Raw genomic sequence first — 23,434 nt, forward strand, 5'->3', positions numbered from 1 at the left:
CCATCTGTCTCTGCTAAGCTGTGCGAAAGGTGTAGGTACCCTTAACAATGGTGAACACGGTGCCTTCGGTCAGCGGGTATTCTTTGTAGGGAACCATAGCTTCGCCTGCAAGCAGCGTCCCGTTCCTGGAATCCAGATCCTTCAGAATGTATCCTCCTGAGGCTCTGGAGATTTCAGCATGAACCCGTGAAGCACCCTCCGATTTCTCAATGTACTGGGCCACTTCAGAGGAGCGTCCAATAATGAAGCTGGGCCGGTTCAGCTCAATTCTCTCAATAGCTCCAACGTCATCCGGGTCGCTTCTTTCCAGATAAGGTACTGTCCTTCCGGCCTGAGGAAGACTGCTGCCTGTAGCCTGAACGGGTTCCCGGGTCAGCAGCGCTGTAGCCATCGCCGCTTCCTTCTTCTGCGGACTGCTGGCGGCCATCCCCATCCCCGGCGGAGCCTGTTGTCTGCCAGCCGGTGTAGCTGTGAAGCCGTTGACTCCCACAGTTGCTTCTTGTTGCTGAGGAGTGTAGACCGGGGCAGGAGGACGATGCCGATCTACCGGATTTCTGCCGAAATCCCACTCCAGATCACTTCTCAGCTTACGGTTCCGTACTGTACTGTTATAATCCTCTGCCCCCTCCTTCAGAGTGTCTATCTCTTCCTCAGCTTCGCCCCAAGCCAGCCTTCCACTCCATACCAGCCAGCACACAGCCGCAAGTATTAGAGTTCCCGCAGCACATACTGCCAGCCAAACTGTCCGGGGATCATTCAGATAGAGGAATTTCCATAGTAACGCATCACCTAATAATGCCCCCAGCAATATATATGTCCTGTAAGGACTCTGCTTGTCCTCAGCCTGAACAGGTCCAACTGTTGCATCCATTGCTGTCTGAACTCTTGATAATCCCTCCTTACGCTTCAGTTGCGGCATCCCGCTCATCCAAGGCGTGGGATTAAGCATCGAACCGGATGGCTGCGCCTCCTTATCTCCATGTACACGGGAGAACGCTGCGGCCGCGGACCTCTCCCTCCCCGGTTCCTCCAGCCTGCGATCCGTAGGCTGCGCCCAGTCTATCCTCGTTCCTGGTACAGCGGCAGAAGTGCCTAGGCCAGCCATAGGACTTAGATGTGCAGGCTCCGCTCCTTCAGCATGGGCCTTATGGGGTGTAACCTCCGTCAGCATTTCCGCGAGCAGCCCTTTCAGTCCAGCCGGGCTAAAAGCTTCTTCCCCGCAATATTGCAGCAGCCGCTGTATCCCGTCACCCGATAACTCCTGAATGGCTCCCATGAAGACCATGATCAGCGATTTCAAGGCTTCTCCCGGCTTCGGTGCGGGATCTGTGAGTTCCAGCGGAATATAGGTCAGGAAGACCTTGCCGCTGCTGAGCGTACCTTCGATAAAGATAAAGTCCTCATGGAGCGCATACTGCTCTGTACGCAACATATACAGCTGCCCCTCCTCCATCCCGGCAGCGATCTGCAGCATCAGCCCGAAGAATTCCGTCATGCTCAGCTTCCCGCTCTTAAGTAGGGCTCCCAGCATTTTACGTCTTGCCACCGAGTATTCCAGTGTGACCTGCAGATCTATCTCTCTAAGCAGCAAGCGTAAATGATGCGGTATCCCGCTGGTCATCAGCATCCGGGCCTGCACCATATTCAGCTCTCCTGCGCTCAGCCCCCCGGATCTGCCCAGCAGCATCGTTATTCCGTCCTGCTGGATGAAATCCCGTTCCAGTCCATACAAGTCTCTTCACCTCCTAAGCGTCAACGATAAGCTCCAAGTCAGAAATAAATATAAGCACAGATGAAGCCCGGGAACACGGCCAGCATAAAGGGAAACCGGAGCAACTCCCCCTCCCGGCCCTTGGCCAGACTCATATTGCGGAGCAGCAGTAACCTGGCTGTTCTGCTAATCATGCTGCGCAGCCTACGCCCTGTCTCCCTTTTGTAGAGAATGATAATCCAGCCTACGACTGCCCCCAGGAGCACCGAATAGACAATGACCTGAAGCGAGAAAAGCACTCCCGTCCAAGCACCGATAGCCGCAAAGAGCTTCACATCACCAGCCCCCACCGCCCCGGTAAAATACATAATCAGCAGGAGCAGGAAGCCTGCTCCGCTGCCGCAAAGTGAAAACAGCAGCCCCTGCCAGCCATTGATAATCAACTGCAGGAGCAGTCCGCCAATCAGCGCGGGCAGTGTAATCCAGTTAGGTATTCTCATCCAGCGTATATCTGTGAATAATGCCGCTGTCAGGAACGGCAGGCAGCCCCATAGCGCCCATTCCGTCATCTGCCTTCCCCTTTTCTCTACTCTTTTATTTGTTCACCACTGCAAAAGTCGCCTGAAGTGTAGCTCCATCAGCCAGACTAACCACAAAAGGCCAGGTGCCTGGCGTAGTATTCACGCCGATCTTCCATTCCCATTCGATGTACCCGTGCTCATCCGCCTGCTTCCAGCCCAGATACTTGGCGGTACTCTGACCGCTCTTGTAAAAGATCGACAGATTGGCCGATGACCCGGGAGGCACCTTCACCTTGATGATGCCCTGGTGATTCGCTACTCCCGGATTAGGCTTCTCCAGGATCACAATGGTTCCGGCCTCCTCAGCAGGTTCAGCCGTGTTTTCTTCCCCGGTAGAATCGGTGTTGCCGACCCATAAGCGTTCAACTGCGCTGGCCTCCAGCACGATTTTTTCATTCAGGAACGGGACTCTCATGGGCAGCTCATAGCTGACTACCATACCGAAATACGGATGTGTTCCTTGCCTCAGATCAGGTACAGTGACATTAGATACATGAATTCTGCTATATTCAAGCCAGTCCGATGATAGATATGGCCGGAGCATCGGCTTAAGCACCAGATCCAACGCAGCCTCGGATGCTCCCGCCTGCACCTTCTGCAGCGGCCCTTCTCCCTCCCGGATGACAGCCTTGACCCAGGATTCCATCGGCTGCGGAAGCTCCCCCACGTAATCCTCACTCCATTCCGTTATCGACAGGCGCGGTATGCTCCAGATGGTGGAGGAGTCCGCATCATCTGAGTGCTCAGCCTCACCTGCTTCTCCGGCTTCCTCCCCACCTTCCCCCTCCTGCTGCTGCATGGCCAGAGCTGCAGGATATATATGGGTTGAGATTATTTTGACAGTGTCAGAAGCCGTACTCTGCAGTGCTGTTGAATACAAGGTCATTTGGATAATGAAGATGAGGAACAGGACAAATAGCAGGAACACAGGCAGAATCAGTGCCGCCTCCACAACCATGCTGCCTTCATCCTTAGAATCTGGCGATTTCCTCAGCCACCGCTTCATTCTACCCTCCCCCCTCAGTAAGAAAAGTCAGCCGCTGCTTGTCTGAAATAAACTTTCCCCCGTACATCCCCTGGCAGTCCGGCACTGTAATTCACCAGCTTCACTACACCCGGCAGAAACCAAAGCTGCATCCCCATCGTGATCCCGGCAGAGGCATATGTATATTTCTCTACCGGATTGATTCCGGTATTCAGACGGATCAGCGCAAGCATCCGGGACAACTGTTCTTCCCCTCCCCCATGCAGCAGGAGGAACAGCCGAAGATAGTCACGATAGCTGAGCTGTGCGGTCATGTATTTGGATAAGGGAATCTCCCCCTTGGTGCAGAGCTGTATCATATCCTGGATAGCCTGCTCAATGCCGTATAGCAGTCCAGCGGCCAGGACGACAAGCGGATTCCCCATACCGGCTTTCTCAATCAGGCCTTCCATCGTCCGCACAGCCAGCCGCAGAGCAAAGATCTCGCCATAAGCTGCTGCCACGTTGCCTGCAGGATTATAGAATCCGTATAAAATATATTCCAGCTCTTGCGCCTGCGGCTTCAGCTGCTCTCCCAGCTGCTCACCAATTCCTTCACCAGACCCGGAAGCCAAGGAGGTTAGCGCAGACAGATCGAAATGCCGGAAATACATCGCAGAGTACTCCGTCTGGTATAGCCGGTCTCTGGCTCCTGACAGCACACTGCCCACTTCTGCATAGATCCCGTCCATATCTTTCATGGACGACTTGCCTGCAGCGTATTGATCGCCAGTATTCACAGCAGCCCCCGGCTCCTGTTCCAGACCTTCGTTAAAGGCCACATTTTGCTGGTAGTATTGACGCAGACTACCATACTGCTCCATCGCTTCCTGTGCGCTGCTTCCCAGCGCGCGGATCTGATCCAGCAGCTTCATGGCATCGCCAAGCTTCTTCTTGGCCTGCCCTTCTATCTGCTTGCGCTGGCTGTCAGCAGTGCGGCGGCTCTCAATCTGTTCCGCTTCCTGCGTTATAACAGTTCCGTGTTGCCCGTAGCTGCTTATATAGCCGTGAACAGCTCTGGAAGCATTAAGAACCCCTGCGCTCATAAGAGAATAGTCGGCATACAACCCTGATGCTGTGCTTAATATAGCGGGCAAACCGGAGACCAGCGGCTCCAAGGGAAGCGCCGTACTTCGCTGTACCCCGATGTTATTCCCCAGCCCGCTAAGCTCAGCTGGAGGAAGGATAAGTCCCTCCACCTCTTCTCTCAGCTTCTTAAGAGGCTCTGAGCTAAGCTCTCCGGCCGTGTCCGGAATGTCCCAGTTATGGGCAGGATCATCCCCCGCAGTGCTGGCATCCGCCTCCGCCTGATCAATGACACTCTTCATCTGCAGGTTCAGCGCATTCACCTGCTCCAGTGCAGCCTCTGCTTCATCCAGAAGACGGCCATTTCTCTCCTGGAAGTCAGCCAGAACTACTGGTATCTTGCCTGTTATTTCGCCAATCTGAACCTGATACTGTGATAGCACTGCCGTGTACTTTGGCCATGTCTTGGGGGGACGGTAATAATCGTCATAATACTTGTTCACATAATCCCCGTACATCGCGGGGATATCGGAGCTTGCGGCCAAGGATGCAAGCGAACGCGCCGGAATAATATCACCCGGAGGATTCATCAGCAGCTTCTGCAGGTTCTGTGCACTGTCAGCAGCTTCCTTGCGCTTCTTCAGCATGAGATCCAGCGCTTCCTCACGCTGATCATATAAGGGCTGCAAGTCACCCAGTATCTCTGTTGTCCGTGAAGCTTCAGTCATCGCCGCCGATAACGGCTTAAGCTTGCCTGCCAGCTCCAGGGCGAAATCAACCGGCGCTTTGTATTTCATCTCTTCTATAATCTGCCGCCGGAAGACCTCATAGGTGCCCAGCGGGCGGCTCCAGTCCAGCGAAGAGGAATCCACCATCACGGGCAGCAGGTTAAAGGCATCCCCCCGTCCGCTCTCATACAGATTGTCGTTAAGCACCTTCGACAGCAGCTGATTGCCGTCCCCCCCGCCGAAGGCGAATAAGCCGTAGTTCTCGCGCAGCTCAATGTCATATGCCGACATTACAGAGCGTATAGCGGCTCTCGCCAGACGTTCCTCCTGCACATTCACCGCCGCAATCCGTGCGTAATCGATCAGCACAGCATTAAACAGAAACACAAACGCCAGCACCATAATAAGAAAGACCGATACCGAACCTTCCGCTGAGCGAAGACATCTGACAATATATTCCGGTGACCATTTGCCTATTCCTTGGGATGTACTACTGCTAATAGGATCACCACCGTAATCCAAGCAGCGGCTCCGGCCAGGAGATTTGCTTAAGAACCTGCTGTGACTGAAAATACGCATCCGAACTTCCCCTTAACCTTATTCTTGAGCAGCCCGGCCCAAGCTGCTCCATCACCAGTCATCCTTAATGCAGCTTATCAAGCATCTGGGCTGCCTGCTTCTTCTCCATGCCGCTGCCCTCCTTACCGGCGGAGGAATGCTGTTTGAACTTCGACCCGTAATAACGCATGAGATCCACCGTTCTTATGAATTCAACAGGCTCCGTAACATAGGAGCGGGCATATACCTCAGGCGCGGCTCTATCGGCTAGCAGATTGTCCAGAACAGGCAGATGTAGCACTTTCTTCAGCTCCGTACTGATCCTGCGGCCAGTCAATCCGTAGACATAGCTCATTTCTCCCTGTAATCCGGCAGGCACCATCTGTGATGCCCGGCGCAGCTTCACTACCGGCAGGGGCCCTCCTTCCTCAGCATTACCAGGCAGCGTAATAGCCGTACTGCCATTGTCTGCTCCTGAACCAAATAGCGAAGCCAACAGTCCATCCTCACCGATTCTCCAGTACAGCGGATCAACATTTCCAGTCTGGAATTCTCCGCTTACCTCCCGGTTACTATTCTCCCAGTTATAAGCAGCCCGCTCCGCAGTAGCTGAGGCAATCTGCAGCAGCATCGACTTCTGATAGCTGTACAGGGAGAAGAACAGCAGCACCATCGTAATCCCCATAAGAATCGGCAGCAGAAGCGAAGCCTCGATAGTGAAGCTCCCCTCATCCTCCCGTAGCGGAATCACTCAAAGACTTCCTGGCTCTTATCTCCGGCAGTACCGATCAGATCCTTAACCACCTTCACAATCTCCTCACGGAATACCAGAACGACCGCAATCAGGACAGCAATGATCAGGATCATCTCCAGCGTCCCCAGCCCCTCTTCATCTCTCCAAAAGCTTTTTGCTCCTTCTGCCATCTGTGTTAACATACACCTCTACCTCCTACATTTTTAACATCATAATCGCTGGTGTTCCCACCAGCACAATCACAATCAAGAAGATAACCACCATCGGAAAAACCAGCTTCGACGATGCCTGTTCGCCGCGTGTGCGGCTGATCGCCTTGCGCTTCTCCCAGAGCATCCGTGACAGATCCCGCAGTGACAGAACAAAGTCGGCCCCGCCTCTGCGGTAATTAAGCAGCACTGTAGTTGTGAAGATGGAGACCTCCTGTACAGCACAGCGCTTACTGAAGTTCTCGAACGCCTGCTGGAAGGAGTAACCGCCGTCCCATTCAGCTGTCATCTTCATTAATTCAGCGTAGAGCGGATGGGTGCTATCCCCATGACGGCTGTTCACACAGCGGATAATCGCCCGCTGAACCGTCTCACCTGCGCCGACAAGCAGAACAATACTGTTCAGCAACTCAGGAAGCTCCAGCATAATATTCTGCTCCCGTACACGTACCTTTTTGTGCAGATCGCTAACCATCGCCACCGGGAGTGCAACTGCCAAGAGCCCTCCGAGGATGATTCCCGCCTGCTCTCCCGTAAAGCTTGTCAGCGCACTTCCGCCTGCGGCAAGCAGCCAGCTGTAGCTAAGCATCTCCCCCATGAACAGCAAGGTACGTTCTGCACTGTACCGCATACCATAGATCCGCTGCAGCGAACGTTGTATCCTGAACATCACGGACGGGAGATAACTGGCGATTCTTCCCTTCTCGACCACTAACAATAGAGGCTCACCCAGCCGCCGCAGCCGCAGGCCCTCCATGGGTAGCTCCCGCAGTGCAGCGTAGCGGCTGCCGCAGCTCATCCTCAGAATGAGCCAGCCCGCTGCGAGCAGAAGCAGAATCGCACCGCAGATCAATGACATCCCCTTCACTCACCCTCCCTCACAGCGGAATATCCATGATCTTGTTGGTCCAGAGGTAACAGAGGAATAGTGCAATCAGTGCCAGGGTGGACACCGCTATTCCTGCACCAGTATACATAGGTTCCATATAGTCTCCGGCGCTCAGACTCATGAACATCACCATCATGAGCGGAGAGACCAGCAGCGCCTTCGCCTCGAATTTCTTCTGGGCGATACTGACGGCTATATCCTGCTGGATATCCAGCTTCTCGCCGATGATGGATGAGGTGCGGCGTACGATCTCAACCAGATCCCCGCCGGTACGCTTGCAGACCATGAACACATCTGCGAAGCGCTCCACATCCTCCATTCCTGCTCTTTTGCTGAATTCATAGAGCGCATCTTCAATCGGCTCCCCGTTCTCCATCCGGGCACAGATAATATTCAGCTCGGAGATCATGTCACTTGCGCCCTCCGGGTCAAGCATCCGCAGGTCCTGCACGGCCTCACGGAAGGCATTCTCCACCGAACGTCCGGCGGAGAGCGACGAAGAGAGCGAGAATAGCATTTGCTTGAATTGCAGATTCAGCGCAGCCCGGCGGCGCTGCAGCAGATATTCGCGCAGCAGCCGCGGCCCATAGGCGCTTCCGGGGACAAGCAGTGCCGCCAGGAGCAGCCGGTGATAGAACAGGTAACCAATACCGAACAACAGGACTCCGGCACCCAGAATGACCAGCATTCTTTGCAGGGAGGTCAACTCGTATACGGTATAATCCGGCAACAGTATCTGCTCTCCCCCTTGAGATGCGCTAACCGGCAGCACGGGCGGTGTCCTCTTCATGAACCCTTTGTTCTGCCTTACAGGGGGATGCCGGTCTCTCTTCTTCATGACGTTCAAGGTACATTCTCCTCCTCAGCAGAGCTTCTACTCTCATACTGCTTGAGCGGATAATCAAGGATTCCGGCCATCCGCAGCTTGTCTGTATGCAGAAGAGGGTTGCCGCACACCTCAAGCCTCCCCTGCACCCGGCCATCCTGTTCGCCTGATTCCCGAAATTCATATAGAGGATTCAGGATGACCTCACCGCTGCGGATACCAGCAACTTCACTGATCTCCATCACCCGGCGTGAACGGTCACGCAGCCGCGACAGATGCACGAATATATTGATCGCTGAGCTGATCTGCTGACGGACGACAGTTACCGGCAGATCAGCAGCGCTAAGCACCATGGTCTCCAGGCGGCTGAGCATGTCCAGCGCACTGTTCGAATGCCCCGTTGACAAGCTCCCGTCATGGCCGGTGTTCATCGCCTGAAGCATATCCAGACACTCCGCTCCCCGCACCTCGCCGACGACAATACGGTTCGGGCGCATCCGCAGCGAAGTGCGGATCAGATCACGGATCGTGATCTCACCCCGCCCCTCTGTGTTAGCATTCCGGGTCTCCAGGGAGACCAGATTCGGAACCGTAACGATCTGCAGCTCTGCCGAATCCTCCACCGTAATGACACGCTCCTGCGGCGGGATGAACTGCGACAGGGCATTCAGGAAGGTTGTTTTGCCCGAGCCAGTACCGCCGCTGATAAAAATATTGTATTTGGCAGCAACCAGAATCCGCAGCAGCTCAGCCGCTTCCTCCGAGAGCGCTTCACGCCGCACCAGCTCCGCCATCGTCATCGGTGTCTCCGGAAATTTGCGGATGGTCATGGCTGGGCCCTTCAGCGCCGCAGGCGGCAGTACGATATTGACACGTGAGCCGTCCTGCAGCCGCGCATCCACAATCGGCGAGGATTCATTAACCACACGGTTGACGCCGGAGACAATAATCTGAATGATATCCTCCAGCCTACTCCCCGATTCAAAAGCCAGCGGCAGCCTGCGGATCATCCCCTCTTCCTCAATAAAGATCTCCTCGTGGCTGTTGATCATAATCTCGGTGATCGCCGGATTATCCACCAGCGGCTGGAGAATATCCAGCCCCCGGAAGGAATCGAACAGCTTCTTCACCAGCTCGTGTTTCTCCTGAGCAGTCAGGAGGCGTAATTGTTCCCGCTCCAGAATGATCCGTTCGATATAAGCAGCCAGCTCATCATTCCCGATGACCGAGGTCACATCCAGCCCTGCCCGGATGTCGCTGCGCAGAGCGCGGAACATCTCTTCATTCATACAGGAATCCCGGTGAACACCCCAGGCAACTCAGGCTCTACTATAGCTCTGGAGAGCTGCTGAATTCCGTCGATGAATTGGGGAGAGCTTAGACAGAGCTCTCCATAGTGCTGTAACCCCCAGGATGGAATATACGGAAGTACAGCATCCAGCCTGAGTGCTGCGGATAGCGGCCCTTCATTCTCCGCTCCGGTGCAGCCGTTCATGACGAATCGGCTCCTGTTCACCAGCTCCGGCTGCATGTCGGAGTGCGGACTTGCAATATAATCCAGCCAGCTTTCGGTCTTGCGGATACCGGCCTGTTCATTCTTCAGCACCCACAGCAGAATGCCGCACCTGTTCAGAACAGCCTGGGCCCGTTCTTCCTCAATAGCGCCGGTGTCTACAATAATCACATCATAGCTTCCGGCTCCGCCCAGCCCCTCCAGTAGATCCAGCGTGTCCTGTCGGGACATCTGGAGCATCTCCTTGAAATTCTCCACAGGCCGGAAGGCATCACACCGCAGATTGTCATGTCTGAACACATAATCAGTCCATTTCGGCTGCCCTCTTCCCCCCTTATTCTCTGGCCCTCCGGCCTTAAGCTCATACAAGAGCCGCTCCAGACCGGGAACATGACTCCCCGGCATACGCAGGATGAAGCCGCTGCTGTCCACACTCTCCAGGTTCAGATAGAATACGGACAGGCCCAGCGCTCCAAGCTGCTTCGCCATATTCAACGCTACCGTGGTTTTGCCGCTGCCGCCGCTGGCTGAGACGATCCCGAGCAGCAGCGTTGCTTCCTTAGGCAGAGCAGCTGTCCGGACCCGCTTCAGATCACTCAACTGGAGAATCGCTTCCAGCAGCGACGGCAGTGCCTGATACTTGGCAATATGCCTTCCCCCCGCCAGATCCCGGCCATTCGGCAATTCTCCGCCTTCGCTTAAGACTGCCCATGGAACTGTACTTCTCCCTTCCACCAGCCAGGCTTCAATGAAGGACGGGTCACCGGCAACCGCATCCGGCAGCTCGTCACCTGTCATAAATTCCATAAAAGCGTCCAGTCTGCTGAAAGCCGTAATCCGCAGCATCTCCCCATATTCGCTATGATGCAGGTAATGAAGCAGCGGTTCAATATACTGGCTCTCCCGGACTGCAAGCACGATTCTTGCCGTCATGAACTCCTCCTCCTCTCTTAAATACATGGGAAAAAGAACAGCAAAAAAGCACCGCCAATAACCGTGAATACGGTCATTGAACGGTGCTTCCGTTACTGTTCCTGTAATTTACTGCTATAGTAGCATATATATAAGAGGTCGGCAATAACTTTTTCACCACTATTTGAGAGAATTCCTCAGACTTCCCCTTACCAGCTACAGAAATCTGCGCTTCATATCTGGCGTCGGAAGCAGACACTGCTCATCCCGGCCGAACCAGCGGTAGCGGTTCCTGGCTACAATCCTATACATAGCATTACGCAGCGGCCCCGGAATCAGGATGAACACATAGGCGGCGGGCCACGGGAACCGGAGTCTGCGGGCAATCCGCAGCACTGCAGCCGATTTCGTATAATACTTGCCGTCCTCGATCAGCACCACAGTGTCTAATTGCTGCTCAGGCAGACCGCCTGCCTTAAGCAGTTCCCGGGCCGCTTCACTCTGCAAGGAGGCGAATTTGAAGTGCGCCTTGGGATCACGCGGAATAATGAACCGGACAATTCCCTGGCACAGATGACAGACCCCATCGATCAGCACAATAGATTGGCCCTGCATTTCCCCACGCTCCTCAGCCACATCACCGCCCCCTTCCTCTTAAGCATAGTGTAACATTCCTGTCCCCTTTTGAAAAAAAAGCAAAAAACGCGGGATAGCTCCCGCGCCTACAACGTCCGTTCGTCTAATTATTCAGCAATAGCCTTGTTGATCCATTCGTCCCCGGTCATTTGCTCTTCGAAATCAGCAGTGAAGGATTCCATGCATTTGCAGATGAAATCTTTGCGGCATACCGGACAAGGAGTCTTGAGCAGGCGGCTGATGTTCGTCATTTTCCATTCCGGAAACCGGTTGTAGAACGCGCGGCACTCCGTTCCGTCAGCAAGCTTGATAATGAACTCGTACAATCCTTCCTTATCATTGCTGCTGGCTTTGGTCACATTCGTAATACTCGGTTTGTAAGACATCTCATCACCCATTATTTAAATTTTTGGTAGTTAATAGCACGCGCGACATTAACAGATACTTAGACATATTAAAGAATTTCCGGGGTGATGTCAACCAAAGTACAGGCTCCTGCACGCTATTTACCACACTTCCGGCCTTCTCAGACTCTATTTAGCCATTATTCCCAGCTTTGTCCATTCCTACCCGTGGTTCTGCGCTCAACATAATGAAAGACCAGACATCCAATGTCTGGTCTTTCAGATAAGCATGCTATACAATCGAACATTGCTATCTATCTCTACAGAACGTTCAGTTCAACCTCGATATTTCCGCGGGTCGCCTTGGAGTACGGGCAGAAATCATGGGCTTTCTTAGCCAGATCCTCTGCCACAGAGCGCTCAATACCCGGCAGCTTCACATCCAGCTTCACGGCCAGCTTGAAGCCTCCGTCGCTCTCGTCCTTGCCGATCAGCACATTCGAGGTAATCTCGACATCCTGCAGCTTTACGCCTTCTTTACGGGCAATATTAGCAAGGGCACTCTCATAGCATGCACCATAACCTGCCGCGAACAGCTGCTCCGGATTTGTCCCTGCACCGCCAGGACCTCCAAGCTCCTTCGGAATTTTGAGATCATGCTTCAGCGCTCCGTCGGACGATTCCACCGAACCTTCACGGCCTCCGCGAACCTTGGCTGTAGCAGTATATAGGGGTTTCAGTTTCACTGTACTCATCTTTAATCTTCTCCTTTTTTAACACAAATTTTGTAAGAACACTTATCCTTAACTTAAACAACCTCACATTTTTGAAACGATCAGGCACATTATTACCTTTTAAAACTTGCTTCCGGCGGTGAATAGTGTACAATTAAATTGTGATAAATCAATGTTCGGGAGGAATCATTCATGAATGTCCATGATTTTGAAGCCAACACCCTGCGGGGCCAGGAAGAATCACTCTCCAAGTACAAAGGCAAGGTTCTGCTCGTCGTGAATACAGCCAGCAAGTGCGGACTCACCCCGCAATATAAGGGTCTCCAGGAAGTGTACGATAAATTCAAAGACCGCGGTTTTGAGATTCTGGGCTTCCCCAGCAATCAGTTTGCCGGACAGGAGCCGGGTGAGAGCGAGGATATTGCCGAGTTCTGCGAGATCAATTACGGTGTATCCTTCCCGATGTATGAGAAAATCAACGTCAAAGGCGCCGACGCCCATCCCCTGTTCAAGTATCTGTCCAAAGAGGCACCGGGAGTACTCGGCTCGAAGAGTATTAAATGGAACTTCACCAAGTTCCTGGTGGACCAGGAAGGCCGTGTGCTGAAGCGGTTCGCCCCGCAGACAACACCGGATCAGATTGAAGAGGATATCGAGAAGCTGCTGCGCTAGAGCGGATTCAACAAAAACACCCTTCTTTCCCGGATTAGTTCCGTACGAAGGGTGTTTTTGCGTTCAAAAAAAGCCGAGACCCTTGAATGATCAAGGATCTCAGCTTTTATGAAAAATATGCGGTAGAGAGGACTCGAACCTCCACGGGTATACACCCACTACCCCCTCAAGATAGCGTGTCTGCCATTCCACCACTACCGCGCGGTGTGTCTAACGTTGAAGCATTGTTTGAGGCCAACATTCAATATTATAAATCGGTTGCGCTCAAAAGTAAAGATACCCGCTTAAGAATTTTCGCCTTTCGTATCCTGATCCTTGTCCTGATCTTTGCGGTACTTGGTGAAGGCCAGATATTCCTTAATAAAGTTCTTTTCCTCCGGCAGCAATTCCTCGGTTTGGCAATTCAATTGCCGCATTTGGCCAAAAAAATAATCCTCGCCGCTTTCCTGAATCGTTTGGGGCTGTTTGCCCAGGATCAGCCAATCTAAGCTCACATGAAAAAATGCAGCAATCTCAATCAGCTTATGTGTGCCAGGCGTAGATTTGCCACGCTTCCAGTCTCCCATATTGCCGGTGCTGATTCCGAGCTGTGCACAGAAGGATTTCTTCGTAATTCCTTGCCGTTTAATCAATAGTTCAATACGTTCATAGATGGATTGCATCAGTCAACTGCCTCCCCAAAAAATATAATACGTAAAAACGTTATTTTTTATTGAAAAATGACGTAAAAAAGTATATAATTAACTATTATTATATCTTTACCTATTTTATATCATACCGGCTGGATAGTCGATACGAGGTGAGCAATCTGAACAGCAAACGCCCTATTACTGCCTACGGCTGGGCCATTAAGCAGCGTCTGGCAGAACTGCACTTGGATCAGAAGAAATTCTGTGAATTACATGACATCCCACCCTATCGGCTGTCCAACCTGATTCACGGTACACGCAAGGCAGACAGATACCGCCGTCAAGTCGCTGAATTATTGAATCTGCCGCCATCTTAGTTCCAGTTGGTGCAGCAGTTCTCCATGTGTGGGCCGACCGGCAATTATTCTTCTTGTAGCTACTGTTATTCTACCTTATCCTGGCAAAATCCTTCTTTTCCCGCGCACTCTATTCATACACAAAAAAACCTCTCCGGTGAAATGGCTGAGTGTACTCCATTTCACCACAAGAGAGGTTTCTTTCCTGTTATTTGCGATTGATTACCAATTGATTACCGATTCATTGTGTTCAACCTTTGACCGCTCCGCCGGTAAGTCCTCTGACCAGGGTCTTCGAGCCGAACAGGAAGAGAATAATCAGCGGAAGCGTACCGAGGGTCAGACCCAAGATACTGGCTGAATAATTCGTGCGGAAGACGGTGGACAGATTGGCAATGCCCAGCGGCAGCGTGTACAGCTCCGGCTTGTTGATCGTGACCAGCGGCAGCAGATAGCCGTTCCAGGACCCGAGGAAGGAGATCAGCCCCAGGGTGCTGATGGCCGGCATGAGGAACGGAATAACAATTCTTGTGAGAATAGCCGGTTCCGAGCAGCCGTCGATCCGCGCGCTCTCAATGACCTCTGTCGGAACGGAGGAGCGGATGAACTGGGTCATGAAGAATACGCCGAAGGCATTATTCAGTCCGGCCAGAATCAGCGGCGCATGGGTGTTGTTCAAGTGGAACCACTTCATCTCCATGACATAAGCAATCAGGCCCAGGTGTCCGGGAATCATCATCGTCAGCAGAATGAAGCCGTACAGCGCATTTTTACCCTTGAATTCATATTTAGCAAAAGCAAACCCGGTAATCGAGGCCACCCCAACCGTCACCAGGGTGAACAACACGGCAACATAGAAGCTGTTCCAATAATTCCGCAGGAAGCTGGCGGACATGATCGTCTGCAGATTCTCCAGCAGATAGCCGCTGGGCAGAATCGGAAGCTGCTTGAACAGGTCCTCGGAATAGTAGGTTCCCATCACAATCATCATATAGAACGGGAACAGGAACGCGATCGCGATCAGACTAAGCAGCAATACGGTAAAAAATTTCTTCGCTCTCATTTGTCGTCACCGCCCCTGTTGATCCATTTCATGCCCACTACTGAGAACAAGGCGATGAACAGGAAGGTGCCGTAAGCGATCGCTGCCCCTTTACCATACTTGAACGCACTGCCGTTGAAGGAAGCATCGAACATGTACCAGATCGGTGTGAAGGTGGAGCCGTCAGGCCCTCCTACCATACTGGAGCCGGAAGCCCAGCCGCTGAACAGCAGCATCGGTTCTTCGACAAGCTGCAAGCCGCTGATAATAGAGGTAATAATCAGGAACAGGTTGATCGGCTTCAGCAGCGGAATCGTAATGCGCGTGAACACATCTTTGGAAGAGGCTCCGTCAATGACTGCGGCCTCATAGATGGAAGTATCAATACTGGCCATCCCCGCCGTGTAGAACATGACGAAATACCCGAGGTTTTTCCAGAACACCATTAGAATGACTACCCAGCGGGAGGAACTGGCCGAGCCCAGCCAATTGATCTTCTCCTGAATGAGGCCCAGCTCCATCAGCATATTATTGAAGAATCCGCCCTGCCAGTCGAACAACAGGGAGAAGATAATCCCGACCGCGACCGGAGTTGTCATATAGGCACTGAACACGCTGAGCCGGAACAAGGTTTTGCGGCGGATCAGCTTGCTCTCGATGAGGCTGGCTACCAGCATGCCCATAAGGACAAGGGCCGGAAGGTATACCGCCATGAAGATCATGACATTGAGCAGGGATTTCCAGAAGAAGGCATCATGGAAAAATAACTGCGTGTAGTTGCTGAATCCGATGAAATTCCGGTTGCCGTACAAATCCCAGTCCGTAAGACTGATATATAGAGTGAAGAGGATTGGGAACAAGCTCAGTACGGCGTAGGATAAGAAATAAGGCGTGATGAACAGATACGGCCATTTATTTTTACTGCTGATTCCTTTAGATTTCTGCATCATTATTCAAATGTCAGCTCAGGGTGGTTCTTCTTCAGCTGCTCTTCCCACTTATCCAGGGCCTGCTTGGCATCGAAGCTGTTATCCTGCGCCATAACCTGCAGCACCAGCTCAGAGGAGCTATAGATATCCTGGTCGTATTTGGTCACCGCTTTGGACTTCATGTTCGGGAACACCTTCTCTACCCAGAACTTGCCGAGATCCTGCCCGCCGAAATATTCATCTGCCCCGGAAGACAGCTTGGAGGTATCCTTGAAGAAGGATTTCAGCGGCAAAATGTAATCGGAGACGGCGAAGTTGGCTTCAGCGCCTTCGTCCGTGCCTAACAGCCAGTTAAGATACGCCCAGGCTGCATCTTTATTTTTGCTGTCCTTCCAAATACCGATAGTAGTACCTCCGTATGGATATCCGCCTTCCGGAGGCACCATCAGACCCCAGCGGCCATTACTGGCCTTGTCGTTAGGCTTGATTACGAATTCTGGCGACCAGTTCGCCGACGGATAAAAGATTACGTTGTCCTGCGAATACGAAGCATTCCAGGTGGGTGACCACATTGCCAGCTTGCCCTCTGCGTTATTGTCGCGGATGGACTGCAGCTGAGTGAAGATCCTAAGCAGCTCTTGAGTATTCACCTTGGTTCCATCTACAACTGCGGTTGTACCCTGGTTGGAGAGGATAGTATACGCATCCATCAGGCTTCCCAGCATGAATGTCTTACCGCCGCTCTTCTCATAGACTTCTTTGCCCTTGGCAATGAAGGTATCCCAATCAGGGAACATTGCAGTCAATGCATCAGGATCATCTGTCCCGAAGTATTCTTTAGCCAGATCACGCTTGTAAGCCAGTGCTCCAGGCGAGCCGGATTGCTCCAGACCGACAAGCTCTCCCTTGCTGTTCGTCAGCAGCGGAAGCTCGAAGTCGAGCAGATTGGAGGTATCGAAATTGTAGGGCTCTTCGGACAAGCTTTGCAGTACGTTAAGTTCATAGAGAGCGCCGCGGAAGGCCGCTTCTCCCCAGATAATATCCGGCAGTCCCGAGCCGGCAGCGATGGAGGTCTGGATTTTTTTCAGATAATCCCCCGCCGAGACTTCGACGAATTCCAGCTTGATATTCGGGAACTTCTCGTTGAACTTCGCTCCGGTGCCTTCGAACCAGGCCTTGTCCCAGCCCCATACGGTCAATTTACCGGAAGCATTCGCAGGATCGCTTGAGGTGTTTGCAGGGCTTGCGCCGCTGGAGTCACCGGAAGCGTTGTTGTTGCCATTGCCGCAGCCGGCCAGCACTAAGGTGAAGCATAACGTTAGAACAAGCGCTATAACCGATGCTTTTTTACTGAATAGATTGTGCAAATTAAGATCCCCCTTGCATCTGTTGTGACAGCGGGCGGTTCCTGTAATGTCTTCCGTCCGTCTGTATAGTAGAACTATAAGCTTGAAGGGATCACCCAACAATTAGACGATCTGATGATTTTGTATAAATAATGATAGTACTTTTCACTCGGACGGTTGCTGCCGGATTGGCAGGAGAACAGACACCTTGGTGCCACCCTGCTCACTTGACCGGATGACGAGGCGGCCTTCCTGCCCGTACAAATACTCGATTCGTTCCCGGATATTCCATAATCCAATCTGCTTCATAGCCCCTGAAGGAAGGCGTGCGGGCGGCAGGGTTCCATTCATAATAGACCGGGCCTTCTCCTGGCTCATGCCGCAGCCGTCATCTCTGACCGAGACCAGCAGCCTTCCGCTGCGCTTGCGGATAATGATCTCTATATGGCCTACAGTCTCTTTCTCTGAGAATCCATGAAAAATAGCATTTTCCACCAGCGGTTGGATCAGGCTTTTCGGAATATAGTCACCCTTCGCTTCCTCTTCTACGCTCCAGACTACCTCGAACCGGTCTGCATACCGGTACTTCTGAATCGTTACGAAGTGATTGATAATGTTCATCTCCTGCTCCACCGTGATATACAGACTGGTATCACCGATATTGACAGCATCATGCAGAATGCCAATGAAGGATTCAACCATCTCTTCGATAGCCGGGTAATTCTTTTTGCGGGCCAGATACACAACCGTATTTAGAGTATTGTAGATAAAATGGGGGTTGATCTGGGCGAACAGCAGCTCGGCCGTCATTTTACGCTTCCAGCGCTCCTGCTCTACCCTTTCGCTCATCTGCCGCTCAATATCCCCAAGCATCGTCTCAAACCCATTCTTCAGCACAGACAGCTCATCATTGCTGCGGAACGAGAGCTGAACATTATAGTTGCCCATAGACACCTGCTTCATCGCTTTGGTCATCTGCAGGATCGGCCGGATAATATTCGAGATGATGGGAAGGAACAACAGGAAGCAGAGCACCAGACACAAGGCGAGGAAGATGGCCCAGTAGCGGACAATATAACCCACCCATTCATAGAACCGTTCGTTGGAGGTAAACGTGGAGACAGACCAGTCCGATTTCTCAAAAGCGCTGGCCAGATAATACCCCTTATCATGCTTAACAACTTGAATGCCCGGGCTGTCTGCGCTCAGCGTGTGGGCAGGCAGCTCTGTAGCGGTGCCTTGCTGATAGAGCAATGATTGACCCGGGCCGATCCAGGCTACCTGGTCGAAGGACTGGCCCAAGTACTGGAACAGACTCTCAAAAGCTGCATAATCAATATTCAGAAGCAGCACTCCGCCATACTGGGGATCAAAACGGATAAAGAAGCTGACGATTTTTTTGCTGTCAGGGTCCTGGATGATATGGGGGGCTGTGAACCCGCTTTTGGTATTGTTCTTCAAAGCATCCTGATACCAATCCTCTTGCAGCAGCCGTTCAAAATACGGGTCAATATACAGGGAGGACCAGAAAATCTTGCCGTCCGAGCGGACGATGGCCGAGCTTTCAAGATAGTCCCGCAGTACATTGAATTTGGTTAGCTGAGTGACCACATCGCGGTATGCACTAAGCTCGTCATACGTAGAGGAATACTTCAACCTTGCAGCAAACTGCTGAAGCAGCTCATCGTTGACCATATTGGCGGCATATTTCTGCACATCGTCAATCAGGTGGTTCATCTGATTCGTGGTCTGCTCCAGATGGATGGTATCTTCACGCAGGGCCTGCGCTTCGAGAATCGAAGAGAACTGCTCATACGCCAGAGCACTGATGGCCGTTACCGACAGCGTAACGATCAGAATCACGCTGCCGAGAATTTTATTCTTAATTTTTCGCATAGCTATTCCCTGCCCCTCTGTTGCAGGAAATCCTTGGGCTGTATACCCGTGGTTTTTTTGAATACCTGGCTGAAGTATTGGCTCGTTTTGTACCCTACCTTCTCCGATACCTCGTAGATCTTGTACTCACCGGTCTGCAGGAGCTGCTTCGCCAGCCCGATCCGATATTCCGTCGTGTAGTCGAGCAGCGACTGGCCGGTCTCCCGCTTGAAGGTTGTCCGCAGATGGATGCTGCTGATCTGCAGATGGCCTGCGACCGTCTCCAGGGACAGATCGGGATCAGCGTAATTCCCGGCAACATACTCCATCGCTTTGTTGACCCAGCGGGAATACCGCTTCGGACTCTGCGGCTGCTGCAAGCAGTCTTCGAGAATCCGGTACAAGCTGTTAACTACTTGCCGCGCGTCTGTACCCAGCACTTGATCAGGGCTGGGGCTTCCGTCCTTACGGCTTGCACCATTGATCTCACCTATGACGGCGCGCAAATCTCCCAAGTAGGCCTGGGTGGCGATGTGGTCCAGACCGGTCTTCAGCCGTTCCAGCAGACCGCGTTCCGGGGATAGCATGTATGCTCTGACCTCTTGGGCAATACCGGTAGCTTCTCCGGCAGAAGCAGCCTGCTCCAGCAGAAATACACCGCCCGGCGGCAGAAATATGGAAAAATCATATGCCTGTCTCATCGCCGCATATCGGCGGTCTGGCAATTCTGCACCATTGCCTGCAGAGAGGATCACTCTGGGAAGGTTGCCCCGATAATAAGACTCCAGGCAGAGCAGAACTTGGGCCGCGAGCTGCCGCAGGTTATAATGCTGGAGCAGCAGACTGCTGGAAGAGGTTAACTTCAGCAGCACGATGTATCCGCCTTCATCCATCTCCAGAAGTTGAAGCTCCTCCAAGTCCGTTGTCTGACGGCGGATCTCTTCTTCGATATTCTTCCATACCAGGGCAGTGGTACTGCGTGCATTACTCCGGCTGCCGTCCAGCTTCAATGCGGCCTCCAGCTCGAAATACAGCAGTCCGGGCTGACCCTGCTGATAATCTGCCACGAGACGGTGCAGCCGGGATTCCTGATTCCCTGCAGGAGCCTGATACTTGCCTGCTAACATATCCTTAAGCAGGATATGGAGCGCATGTCCGTGCCCTTCTTCCTCAGCGGCCTCCGCTGCCAGACCTTCCTTCAGCAGCTTTAACTGTTCCAGCAGACGGTTACGGCTGATCTCATGCTTAAGCAGATAATGGGCCGCTCGCAGCTCCAGCGCTTGCCGGGCATAGTCGAAATCCCGGTAAGCAGTCAGAAAAATCAGCCGGGTTCTCGGGGCAAGATGGACGACATGCCGTCCCAGCTCCAGCCCGTCCATAGGGGACATGGAGATGTCGGTAATCACAATCTGCGGCTGCAGCTCCTCGAATTTCCGCAGTGCCATGCGCCCGCTGGTTGCCTGGGCGACCACCCGGAAGCCGTTCTCCTCCCACGGAACCGAGTGGTACACATGCTCTAGTGCAAGCGGCTCATCATCTACGAGCATGACTGAAATTAATGAATTCACTGTAGAAATCCCCCGTCCCTGTCCAATCCTGATATATATGCAGGTATAACGGAACATGGAGGCGCTGTCAATGGAAAGGCTTCCCTGACGGAGAGCCGCTTCGGCAGGAAAATAAAAAAACTCACAGGCGGGTTATCCCATAACTCCATCCTGTGAGCCGCTATAATCTTGCTTTTGATTAAAATATGTGTCAGAGCACCAACTGATCAGACCGTCCCGCTCTTTCTCACGAATCTTGACTAACTGGTTCAGCACAAAAATCCGCTGCACCATATCTTCCGCCAAACGCAGCTGATTCGTGTAGTAATCGATCTCCCTTTGATAGGCCGAGTACTCTCCGTTGTTATGAGCAGAATAAGCTTTTAACAATTGAAGGTGAAGATCATAGATCTCAGAGTAATTCATTACCGTAGACTACCTCCCAATAAGGCGTTTACTAGTATTGTCTCCAAGATTGATAGGATTATACGATAGAACTCCACTCTTCATTTAAAATCGCATACTGTTACGCATTGTGCCATACAGGCTGCCTGCCTTCTCTCACCGGCCGCTTGTATGGAGAATTGTTGCACTTTTTGCAGGATTCCTCTATATCTATGACTGGCTGAAGCACAATGTTGCATTATTTGCACAATTTCCGGTGCAGAGAGCAAGTTAGCACTGGATTTGTTGCATTTCGTGCATGATTTCAGCATAGACCGTCTCTATGGATCAGTATTGTTGCAATTCTTGCAGGATTCCTCTATAAATGTTACTGGCTGTGGGGCAGGGGAACCATCCTTCGGCGCAGCAGCACCATTGTATTCGGGTTTTCGCATAGACGAAAACTATAATTCCTATATCAAAAAAAACAGAGACCCTCGAATCATCAAAGGTCTCTGCTCATTCCATGTTATGCGGTAGAGAGGACTCGAACCTCCACGGGTATACACCCACTACCCCCTCAAGATAGCGTGTCTGCCATTCCACCACTACCGCATATTGGTGACTCGTATGGGATACTCTCCACTCCGTTACGAGATTGCGAAGTATTCCTTACGAAGCCTATGCTTCAACGAACCCAGGGAATTCTCATCCCATAATCCATAGAAGAAGTTGGTGACTCGTATGGGATTCGAACCCATGTTACCTCCGTGAAAGGGAGGTGTCTTAACCCCTTGACCAACGAGCCAAATTTTAAGTTTTTCTTCGTGACAACAAAAATGAGTATATCAAACGCTGGTGGATTTGACAAGCCTTTTTCAAAAAAATCAGTTCAACTCGAAGCTTGGTCGTCACTGCGGTGAATATTTGGACTTCCGGCCGCTGTTGTGTTTGGATTTCCTGATTAATACCACTCTCGTGGTAGAAATCCAAACACAAAGGCGGTCGCTACCGCTCCTACAGTTCCAAATTTCCCCTCCGCTTCTTTTTGCTTTTCATTATTTTATATAGATCAGTTCTCCTCACCATCAGCCAGCACCTGAATTCCATCCGCATATTCATACCCCAGACTCTTCGCCACCGCAGCATTGGTCACCTGTCCAGCTACCACATTCAGGCCGCGCGCAAGCGCCGCGTTCTTCACCGCAGCCTCGCGGATGCCCAGATTGGCAATCTGTAGCGCGTAGGGGATCGTCACGTTGGTTAGTGCCAGTGTCGAGGTCCGGGCGACCGCTCCGGGCATATTAGCTACAGCGTAATGGACCACGCCGTGCTTCACATAGGTCGGGTTCTCATGGGTGGTGATCCGGTCAATGGTCTCGATCGACCCGCCCTGGTCAATCGCAACATCTACGATAACAGAGCCTTCCTCCATCTGCTTCACCATGTCCTCTGTAACCAGCTTCGGGGCACGGGCACCGGGAATCAGCACCGCTCCGATCAGCAGATCCGCCCGGCGCACAGCCTGCTCCAGATGATAGGAATCCGACATCACGGTCACCAGCCGTCCGCCAAAAATATCATCCAGCGCGCGCAGACGGCCCGCATTCAGATCAAGCACGGTGACGCGCGCCCCCATGCCCAGCGCGATCTTGGCCGCATTGGTGCCAACGATGCCGCCGCCGACAATGACGACCTCTCCCGGCTGCACGCCAGGCACACCGCCCAGCAGAACGCCTTTGCCGCCATGCGGCTTCTCCAGCAGTCCGGCACCGATCTGGACCGCCATGCGTCCGGCGACCTCACTCATCGGAATCAGCAGCGGCAGCGAGCCGTCTTCAAGCTGAATCGTCTCATAGCCCACAGCGGTCACACCGCTATCCACCAGTGCTTTGGTCAGTTCTGCTTCAGGTGCCAAGTGCAGATAGGTGAAGAGGATCAGCCCTTTACGGAAATAACCGTACTCCTCCGTCAGCGGCTCCTTCACTTTGATAATTATCTCCGCCTTGCTCCAGACCTCAGCAGCCGTATCGAGTATCACTGCACCTTTATCTGAGTACTCCTTGTCACCCATGCCGCTGCCCGCTCCAGCAGAAGCTTGAATATACACTTCATGACCTGCCTTCCGGAGCGCTTCCACCCCGGCCGGGGTGATGGCGACGCGGTTCTCGTTATTCTTGATTTCTGCGGGTACGCCAATAATCATGCC

Annotated in this window: 23 protein-coding genes and 3 tRNA genes; 2 read left to right on the forward strand and 24 right to left on the reverse strand. The window is 52.5% G+C overall.

Going from position 1 to position 23,434, the window contains the following annotated elements:
• Positions 1-13: 13 nt before the first annotated feature.
• From MKY96_RS22510 to MKY96_RS22570, 13 genes are all read right to left on the reverse strand, one after another.
• Positions 14-1,732: a DUF6382 domain-containing protein gene (locus MKY96_RS22510; protein WP_340943429.1), complete on the reverse strand. Its 1,719-nt coding sequence runs from the start codon at positions 1,730-1,732 to the stop codon at positions 14-16.
• Positions 1,733-1,770: 38 nt separating this feature from the next.
• Positions 1,771-2,280 carry an A24 family peptidase gene (locus MKY96_RS22515; RefSeq protein WP_340943430.1) on the reverse strand — a complete coding sequence of 170 codons (510 nt, stop codon included), beginning with the start codon at positions 2,278-2,280 and terminating at the stop codon, positions 1,771-1,773.
• 25 nt (positions 2,281-2,305) lie between these two features.
• The gene (locus MKY96_RS22520) at positions 2,306-3,298 is read right to left on the reverse strand and encodes a TadE/TadG family type IV pilus assembly protein (RefSeq protein ID WP_340943431.1); all 993 of its coding nucleotides are present in this window, start codon (positions 3,296-3,298) and stop codon (positions 2,306-2,308) included.
• A gap of 14 nt (positions 3,299-3,312) precedes the next feature.
• A complete protein-coding gene (locus tag MKY96_RS22525) occupies positions 3,313-5,472 on the reverse strand; it encodes a hypothetical protein (protein WP_340943433.1) in 2,160 nt (719 codons plus the stop codon).
• Between the two features lie 241 nt (positions 5,473-5,713).
• Positions 5,714-6,379, reverse strand: a complete 666-nt coding sequence (locus MKY96_RS22530) for a TadE/TadG family type IV pilus assembly protein (protein WP_340943434.1) — start codon at positions 6,377-6,379, stop codon at positions 5,714-5,716.
• Entirely contained in the window at positions 6,376-6,564 is a 189-nt protein-coding gene (locus MKY96_RS22535) for a Flp1 family type IVb pilin (RefSeq protein WP_340943436.1), read from the reverse strand. Before MKY96_RS22535 ends, MKY96_RS22530 begins: the two co-directional genes overlap by 4 nt.
• 13 nt (positions 6,565-6,577) lie before the next feature.
• Positions 6,578-7,450, reverse strand: coding sequence for a type II secretion system F family protein (locus tag MKY96_RS22540; protein WP_340944723.1), 873 nt, complete (start codon positions 7,448-7,450; stop codon positions 6,578-6,580).
• 19 nt (positions 7,451-7,469) lie between these two features.
• Complete coding sequence (locus MKY96_RS22545; RefSeq protein WP_340944726.1) at positions 7,470-8,270, reverse strand: type II secretion system F family protein; 801 nt, start codon at positions 8,268-8,270, stop codon at positions 7,470-7,472.
• Positions 8,271-8,323: 53 nt separating this feature from the next.
• On the reverse strand, positions 8,324-9,595 hold the full coding sequence (locus MKY96_RS22550) for a CpaF family protein (protein WP_340943438.1): 1,272 nt from the start codon (positions 9,593-9,595) through the stop codon (positions 8,324-8,326).
• Positions 9,592-10,752, reverse strand: coding sequence for a hypothetical protein (locus tag MKY96_RS22555; RefSeq protein ID WP_340943440.1), 1,161 nt, complete (start codon positions 10,750-10,752; stop codon positions 9,592-9,594). The genes MKY96_RS22550 and MKY96_RS22555 overlap by 4 nt, the downstream gene beginning before the upstream one ends.
• A gap of 195 nt (positions 10,753-10,947) precedes the next feature.
• Complete coding sequence (locus tag MKY96_RS22560; RefSeq protein ID WP_340757860.1) at positions 10,948-11,346, reverse strand: thiol-disulfide oxidoreductase DCC family protein; 399 nt, start codon at positions 11,344-11,346, stop codon at positions 10,948-10,950.
• Between the two features lie 128 nt (positions 11,347-11,474).
• Positions 11,475-11,753 (reverse strand): hypothetical protein, encoded by a 279-nt coding sequence (locus MKY96_RS22565; RefSeq protein WP_036727511.1) that lies wholly within the window; start codon positions 11,751-11,753, stop codon positions 11,475-11,477.
• 278 nt (positions 11,754-12,031) lie between these two features.
• A complete protein-coding gene (locus MKY96_RS22570; protein ID WP_076082511.1) occupies positions 12,032-12,451 on the reverse strand; it encodes an organic hydroperoxide resistance protein in 420 nt (139 codons plus the stop codon).
• A 186-nt stretch (positions 12,452-12,637) separates the two neighbouring features.
• On the opposite strand from MKY96_RS22570, the gene MKY96_RS22575 reads away from it, so the two are divergent.
• The gene (locus MKY96_RS22575) at positions 12,638-13,117 is read left to right on the forward strand and encodes a glutathione peroxidase (RefSeq protein ID WP_036727508.1); all 480 of its coding nucleotides are present in this window, start codon (positions 12,638-12,640) and stop codon (positions 13,115-13,117) included.
• 118 nt (positions 13,118-13,235) lie between these two features.
• Here the strand turns inward: MKY96_RS22575 and MKY96_RS22580 are convergent.
• Together MKY96_RS22580 and MKY96_RS22585 are read right to left on the reverse strand one after the other, a co-directional pair.
• A tRNA-Leu gene (locus tag MKY96_RS22580) sits at positions 13,236-13,318 on the reverse strand.
• 83 nt (positions 13,319-13,401) lie between these two features.
• On the reverse strand, positions 13,402-13,779 hold the full coding sequence (locus MKY96_RS22585; RefSeq protein WP_209876496.1) for a helix-turn-helix domain-containing protein: 378 nt from the start codon (positions 13,777-13,779) through the stop codon (positions 13,402-13,404).
• Between the two features lie 146 nt (positions 13,780-13,925).
• Between MKY96_RS22585 and MKY96_RS22590 the strand changes: the two genes are divergently transcribed.
• Positions 13,926-14,123, forward strand: coding sequence for a hypothetical protein (locus MKY96_RS22590; protein WP_036697411.1), 198 nt, complete (start codon positions 13,926-13,928; stop codon positions 14,121-14,123).
• 229 nt (positions 14,124-14,352) lie between these two features.
• On the opposite strand, the gene MKY96_RS22595 is transcribed toward MKY96_RS22590, so the two are convergent.
• The 9 genes from MKY96_RS22595 to ald form a co-directional block, all read right to left on the reverse strand.
• The gene (locus MKY96_RS22595) at positions 14,353-15,165 is read right to left on the reverse strand and encodes a carbohydrate ABC transporter permease (RefSeq protein ID WP_340943444.1); all 813 of its coding nucleotides are present in this window, start codon (positions 15,163-15,165) and stop codon (positions 14,353-14,355) included.
• Positions 15,162-16,091, reverse strand: coding sequence for a carbohydrate ABC transporter permease (locus MKY96_RS22600; RefSeq protein WP_340943447.1), 930 nt, complete (start codon positions 16,089-16,091; stop codon positions 15,162-15,164). The genes MKY96_RS22595 and MKY96_RS22600 overlap by 4 nt, the downstream gene beginning before the upstream one ends.
• Before the next feature lie 2 nt (positions 16,092-16,093).
• Positions 16,094-17,440 (reverse strand): ABC transporter substrate-binding protein, encoded by a 1,347-nt coding sequence (locus MKY96_RS22605; protein WP_340943449.1) that lies wholly within the window; start codon positions 17,438-17,440, stop codon positions 16,094-16,096.
• A gap of 144 nt (positions 17,441-17,584) precedes the next feature.
• Positions 17,585-19,315 carry a cache domain-containing sensor histidine kinase gene (locus MKY96_RS22610; protein ID WP_340943452.1) on the reverse strand — a complete coding sequence of 577 codons (1,731 nt, stop codon included), beginning with the start codon at positions 19,313-19,315 and terminating at the stop codon, positions 17,585-17,587.
• A gap of 2 nt (positions 19,316-19,317) precedes the next feature.
• A complete protein-coding gene (locus MKY96_RS22615; protein ID WP_340943453.1) occupies positions 19,318-20,862 on the reverse strand; it encodes a response regulator in 1,545 nt (514 codons plus the stop codon).
• A gap of 132 nt (positions 20,863-20,994) precedes the next feature.
• Complete coding sequence (locus tag MKY96_RS22620; protein WP_340943456.1) at positions 20,995-21,267, reverse strand: hypothetical protein; 273 nt, start codon at positions 21,265-21,267, stop codon at positions 20,995-20,997.
• Between the two features lie 490 nt (positions 21,268-21,757).
• Positions 21,758-21,840: transfer RNA gene (locus tag MKY96_RS22625), tRNA-Leu, on the reverse strand.
• A gap of 118 nt (positions 21,841-21,958) precedes the next feature.
• Positions 21,959-22,033: transfer RNA gene (locus tag MKY96_RS22630), tRNA-Glu, on the reverse strand.
• Between the two features lie 264 nt (positions 22,034-22,297).
• Entirely contained in the window at positions 22,298-23,431 is a 1,134-nt protein-coding gene (gene ald / locus MKY96_RS22635) for an alanine dehydrogenase (RefSeq protein ID WP_340943457.1), read from the reverse strand.
• Between the last annotated feature and the right edge of the window lie 3 nt (positions 23,432-23,434).

The organism is Paenibacillus sp. FSL R7-0302 (assembly GCF_038006885.1).
Taxonomy (GTDB): Bacteria; Bacillota; Bacilli; order Paenibacillales; family Paenibacillaceae; genus Paenibacillus_AQ.

What these genes read in the sequence shown, in the direction of transcription:
- MKY96_RS22610 (WP_340943452.1), bottom strand. Translation starts at nt 19,315, where the DNA reads ATGCGAAAAATTAAGAATAAAATTCTCGGCAGCGTGATTCTGATCGTT.
- MKY96_RS22575 (WP_036727508.1), top strand. Translation starts at nt 12,638, where the DNA reads ATGAATGTCCATGATTTTGAAGCCAACACCCTGCGGGGCCAGGAAGAA.
- MKY96_RS22545 (WP_340944726.1), bottom strand. Translation starts at nt 8,270, where the DNA reads ATGAAGAGGACACCGCCCGTGCTGCCGGTTAGCGCATCTCAAGGGGGA.
- MKY96_RS22565 (WP_036727511.1), bottom strand. Translation starts at nt 11,753, where the DNA reads ATGTCTTACAAACCGAGTATTACGAATGTGACCAAAGCCAGCAGCAAT.
- MKY96_RS22535 (WP_340943436.1), bottom strand. Translation starts at nt 6,564, where the DNA reads ATGTTAACACAGATGGCAGAAGGAGCAAAAAGCTTTTGGAGAGATGAA.
- MKY96_RS22595 (WP_340943444.1), bottom strand. Translation starts at nt 15,165, where the DNA reads ATGAGAGCGAAGAAATTTTTTACCGTATTGCTGCTTAGTCTGATCGCG.
- MKY96_RS22550 (WP_340943438.1), bottom strand. Translation starts at nt 9,595, where the DNA reads ATGAATGAAGAGATGTTCCGCGCTCTGCGCAGCGACATCCGGGCAGGG.
- MKY96_RS22515 (WP_340943430.1), bottom strand. Translation starts at nt 2,280, where the DNA reads ATGACGGAATGGGCGCTATGGGGCTGCCTGCCGTTCCTGACAGCGGCA.
- MKY96_RS22600 (WP_340943447.1), bottom strand. Translation starts at nt 16,091, where the DNA reads ATGCAGAAATCTAAAGGAATCAGCAGTAAAAATAAATGGCCGTATCTG.
- MKY96_RS22560 (WP_340757860.1), bottom strand. Translation starts at nt 11,346, where the DNA reads ATGCAGGGCCAATCTATTGTGCTGATCGATGGGGTCTGTCATCTGTGC.
- ald (WP_340943457.1), bottom strand. Translation starts at nt 23,431, where the DNA reads ATGATTATTGGCGTACCCGCAGAAATCAAGAATAACGAGAACCGCGTC.
- MKY96_RS22525 (WP_340943433.1), bottom strand. Translation starts at nt 5,472, where the DNA reads ATGGTGCTGGCGTTTGTGTTTCTGTTTAATGCTGTGCTGATCGATTAC.
- MKY96_RS22620 (WP_340943456.1), bottom strand. Translation starts at nt 21,267, where the DNA reads ATGAATTACTCTGAGATCTATGATCTTCACCTTCAATTGTTAAAAGCT.
- MKY96_RS22555 (WP_340943440.1), bottom strand. Translation starts at nt 10,752, where the DNA reads ATGACGGCAAGAATCGTGCTTGCAGTCCGGGAGAGCCAGTATATTGAA.
- MKY96_RS22520 (WP_340943431.1), bottom strand. Translation starts at nt 3,298, where the DNA reads ATGAAGCGGTGGCTGAGGAAATCGCCAGATTCTAAGGATGAAGGCAGC.
- MKY96_RS22585 (WP_209876496.1), bottom strand. Translation starts at nt 13,779, where the DNA reads ATGCAATCCATCTATGAACGTATTGAACTATTGATTAAACGGCAAGGA.
- MKY96_RS22540 (WP_340944723.1), bottom strand. Translation starts at nt 7,450, where the DNA reads ATGTCATTGATCTGCGGTGCGATTCTGCTTCTGCTCGCAGCGGGCTGG.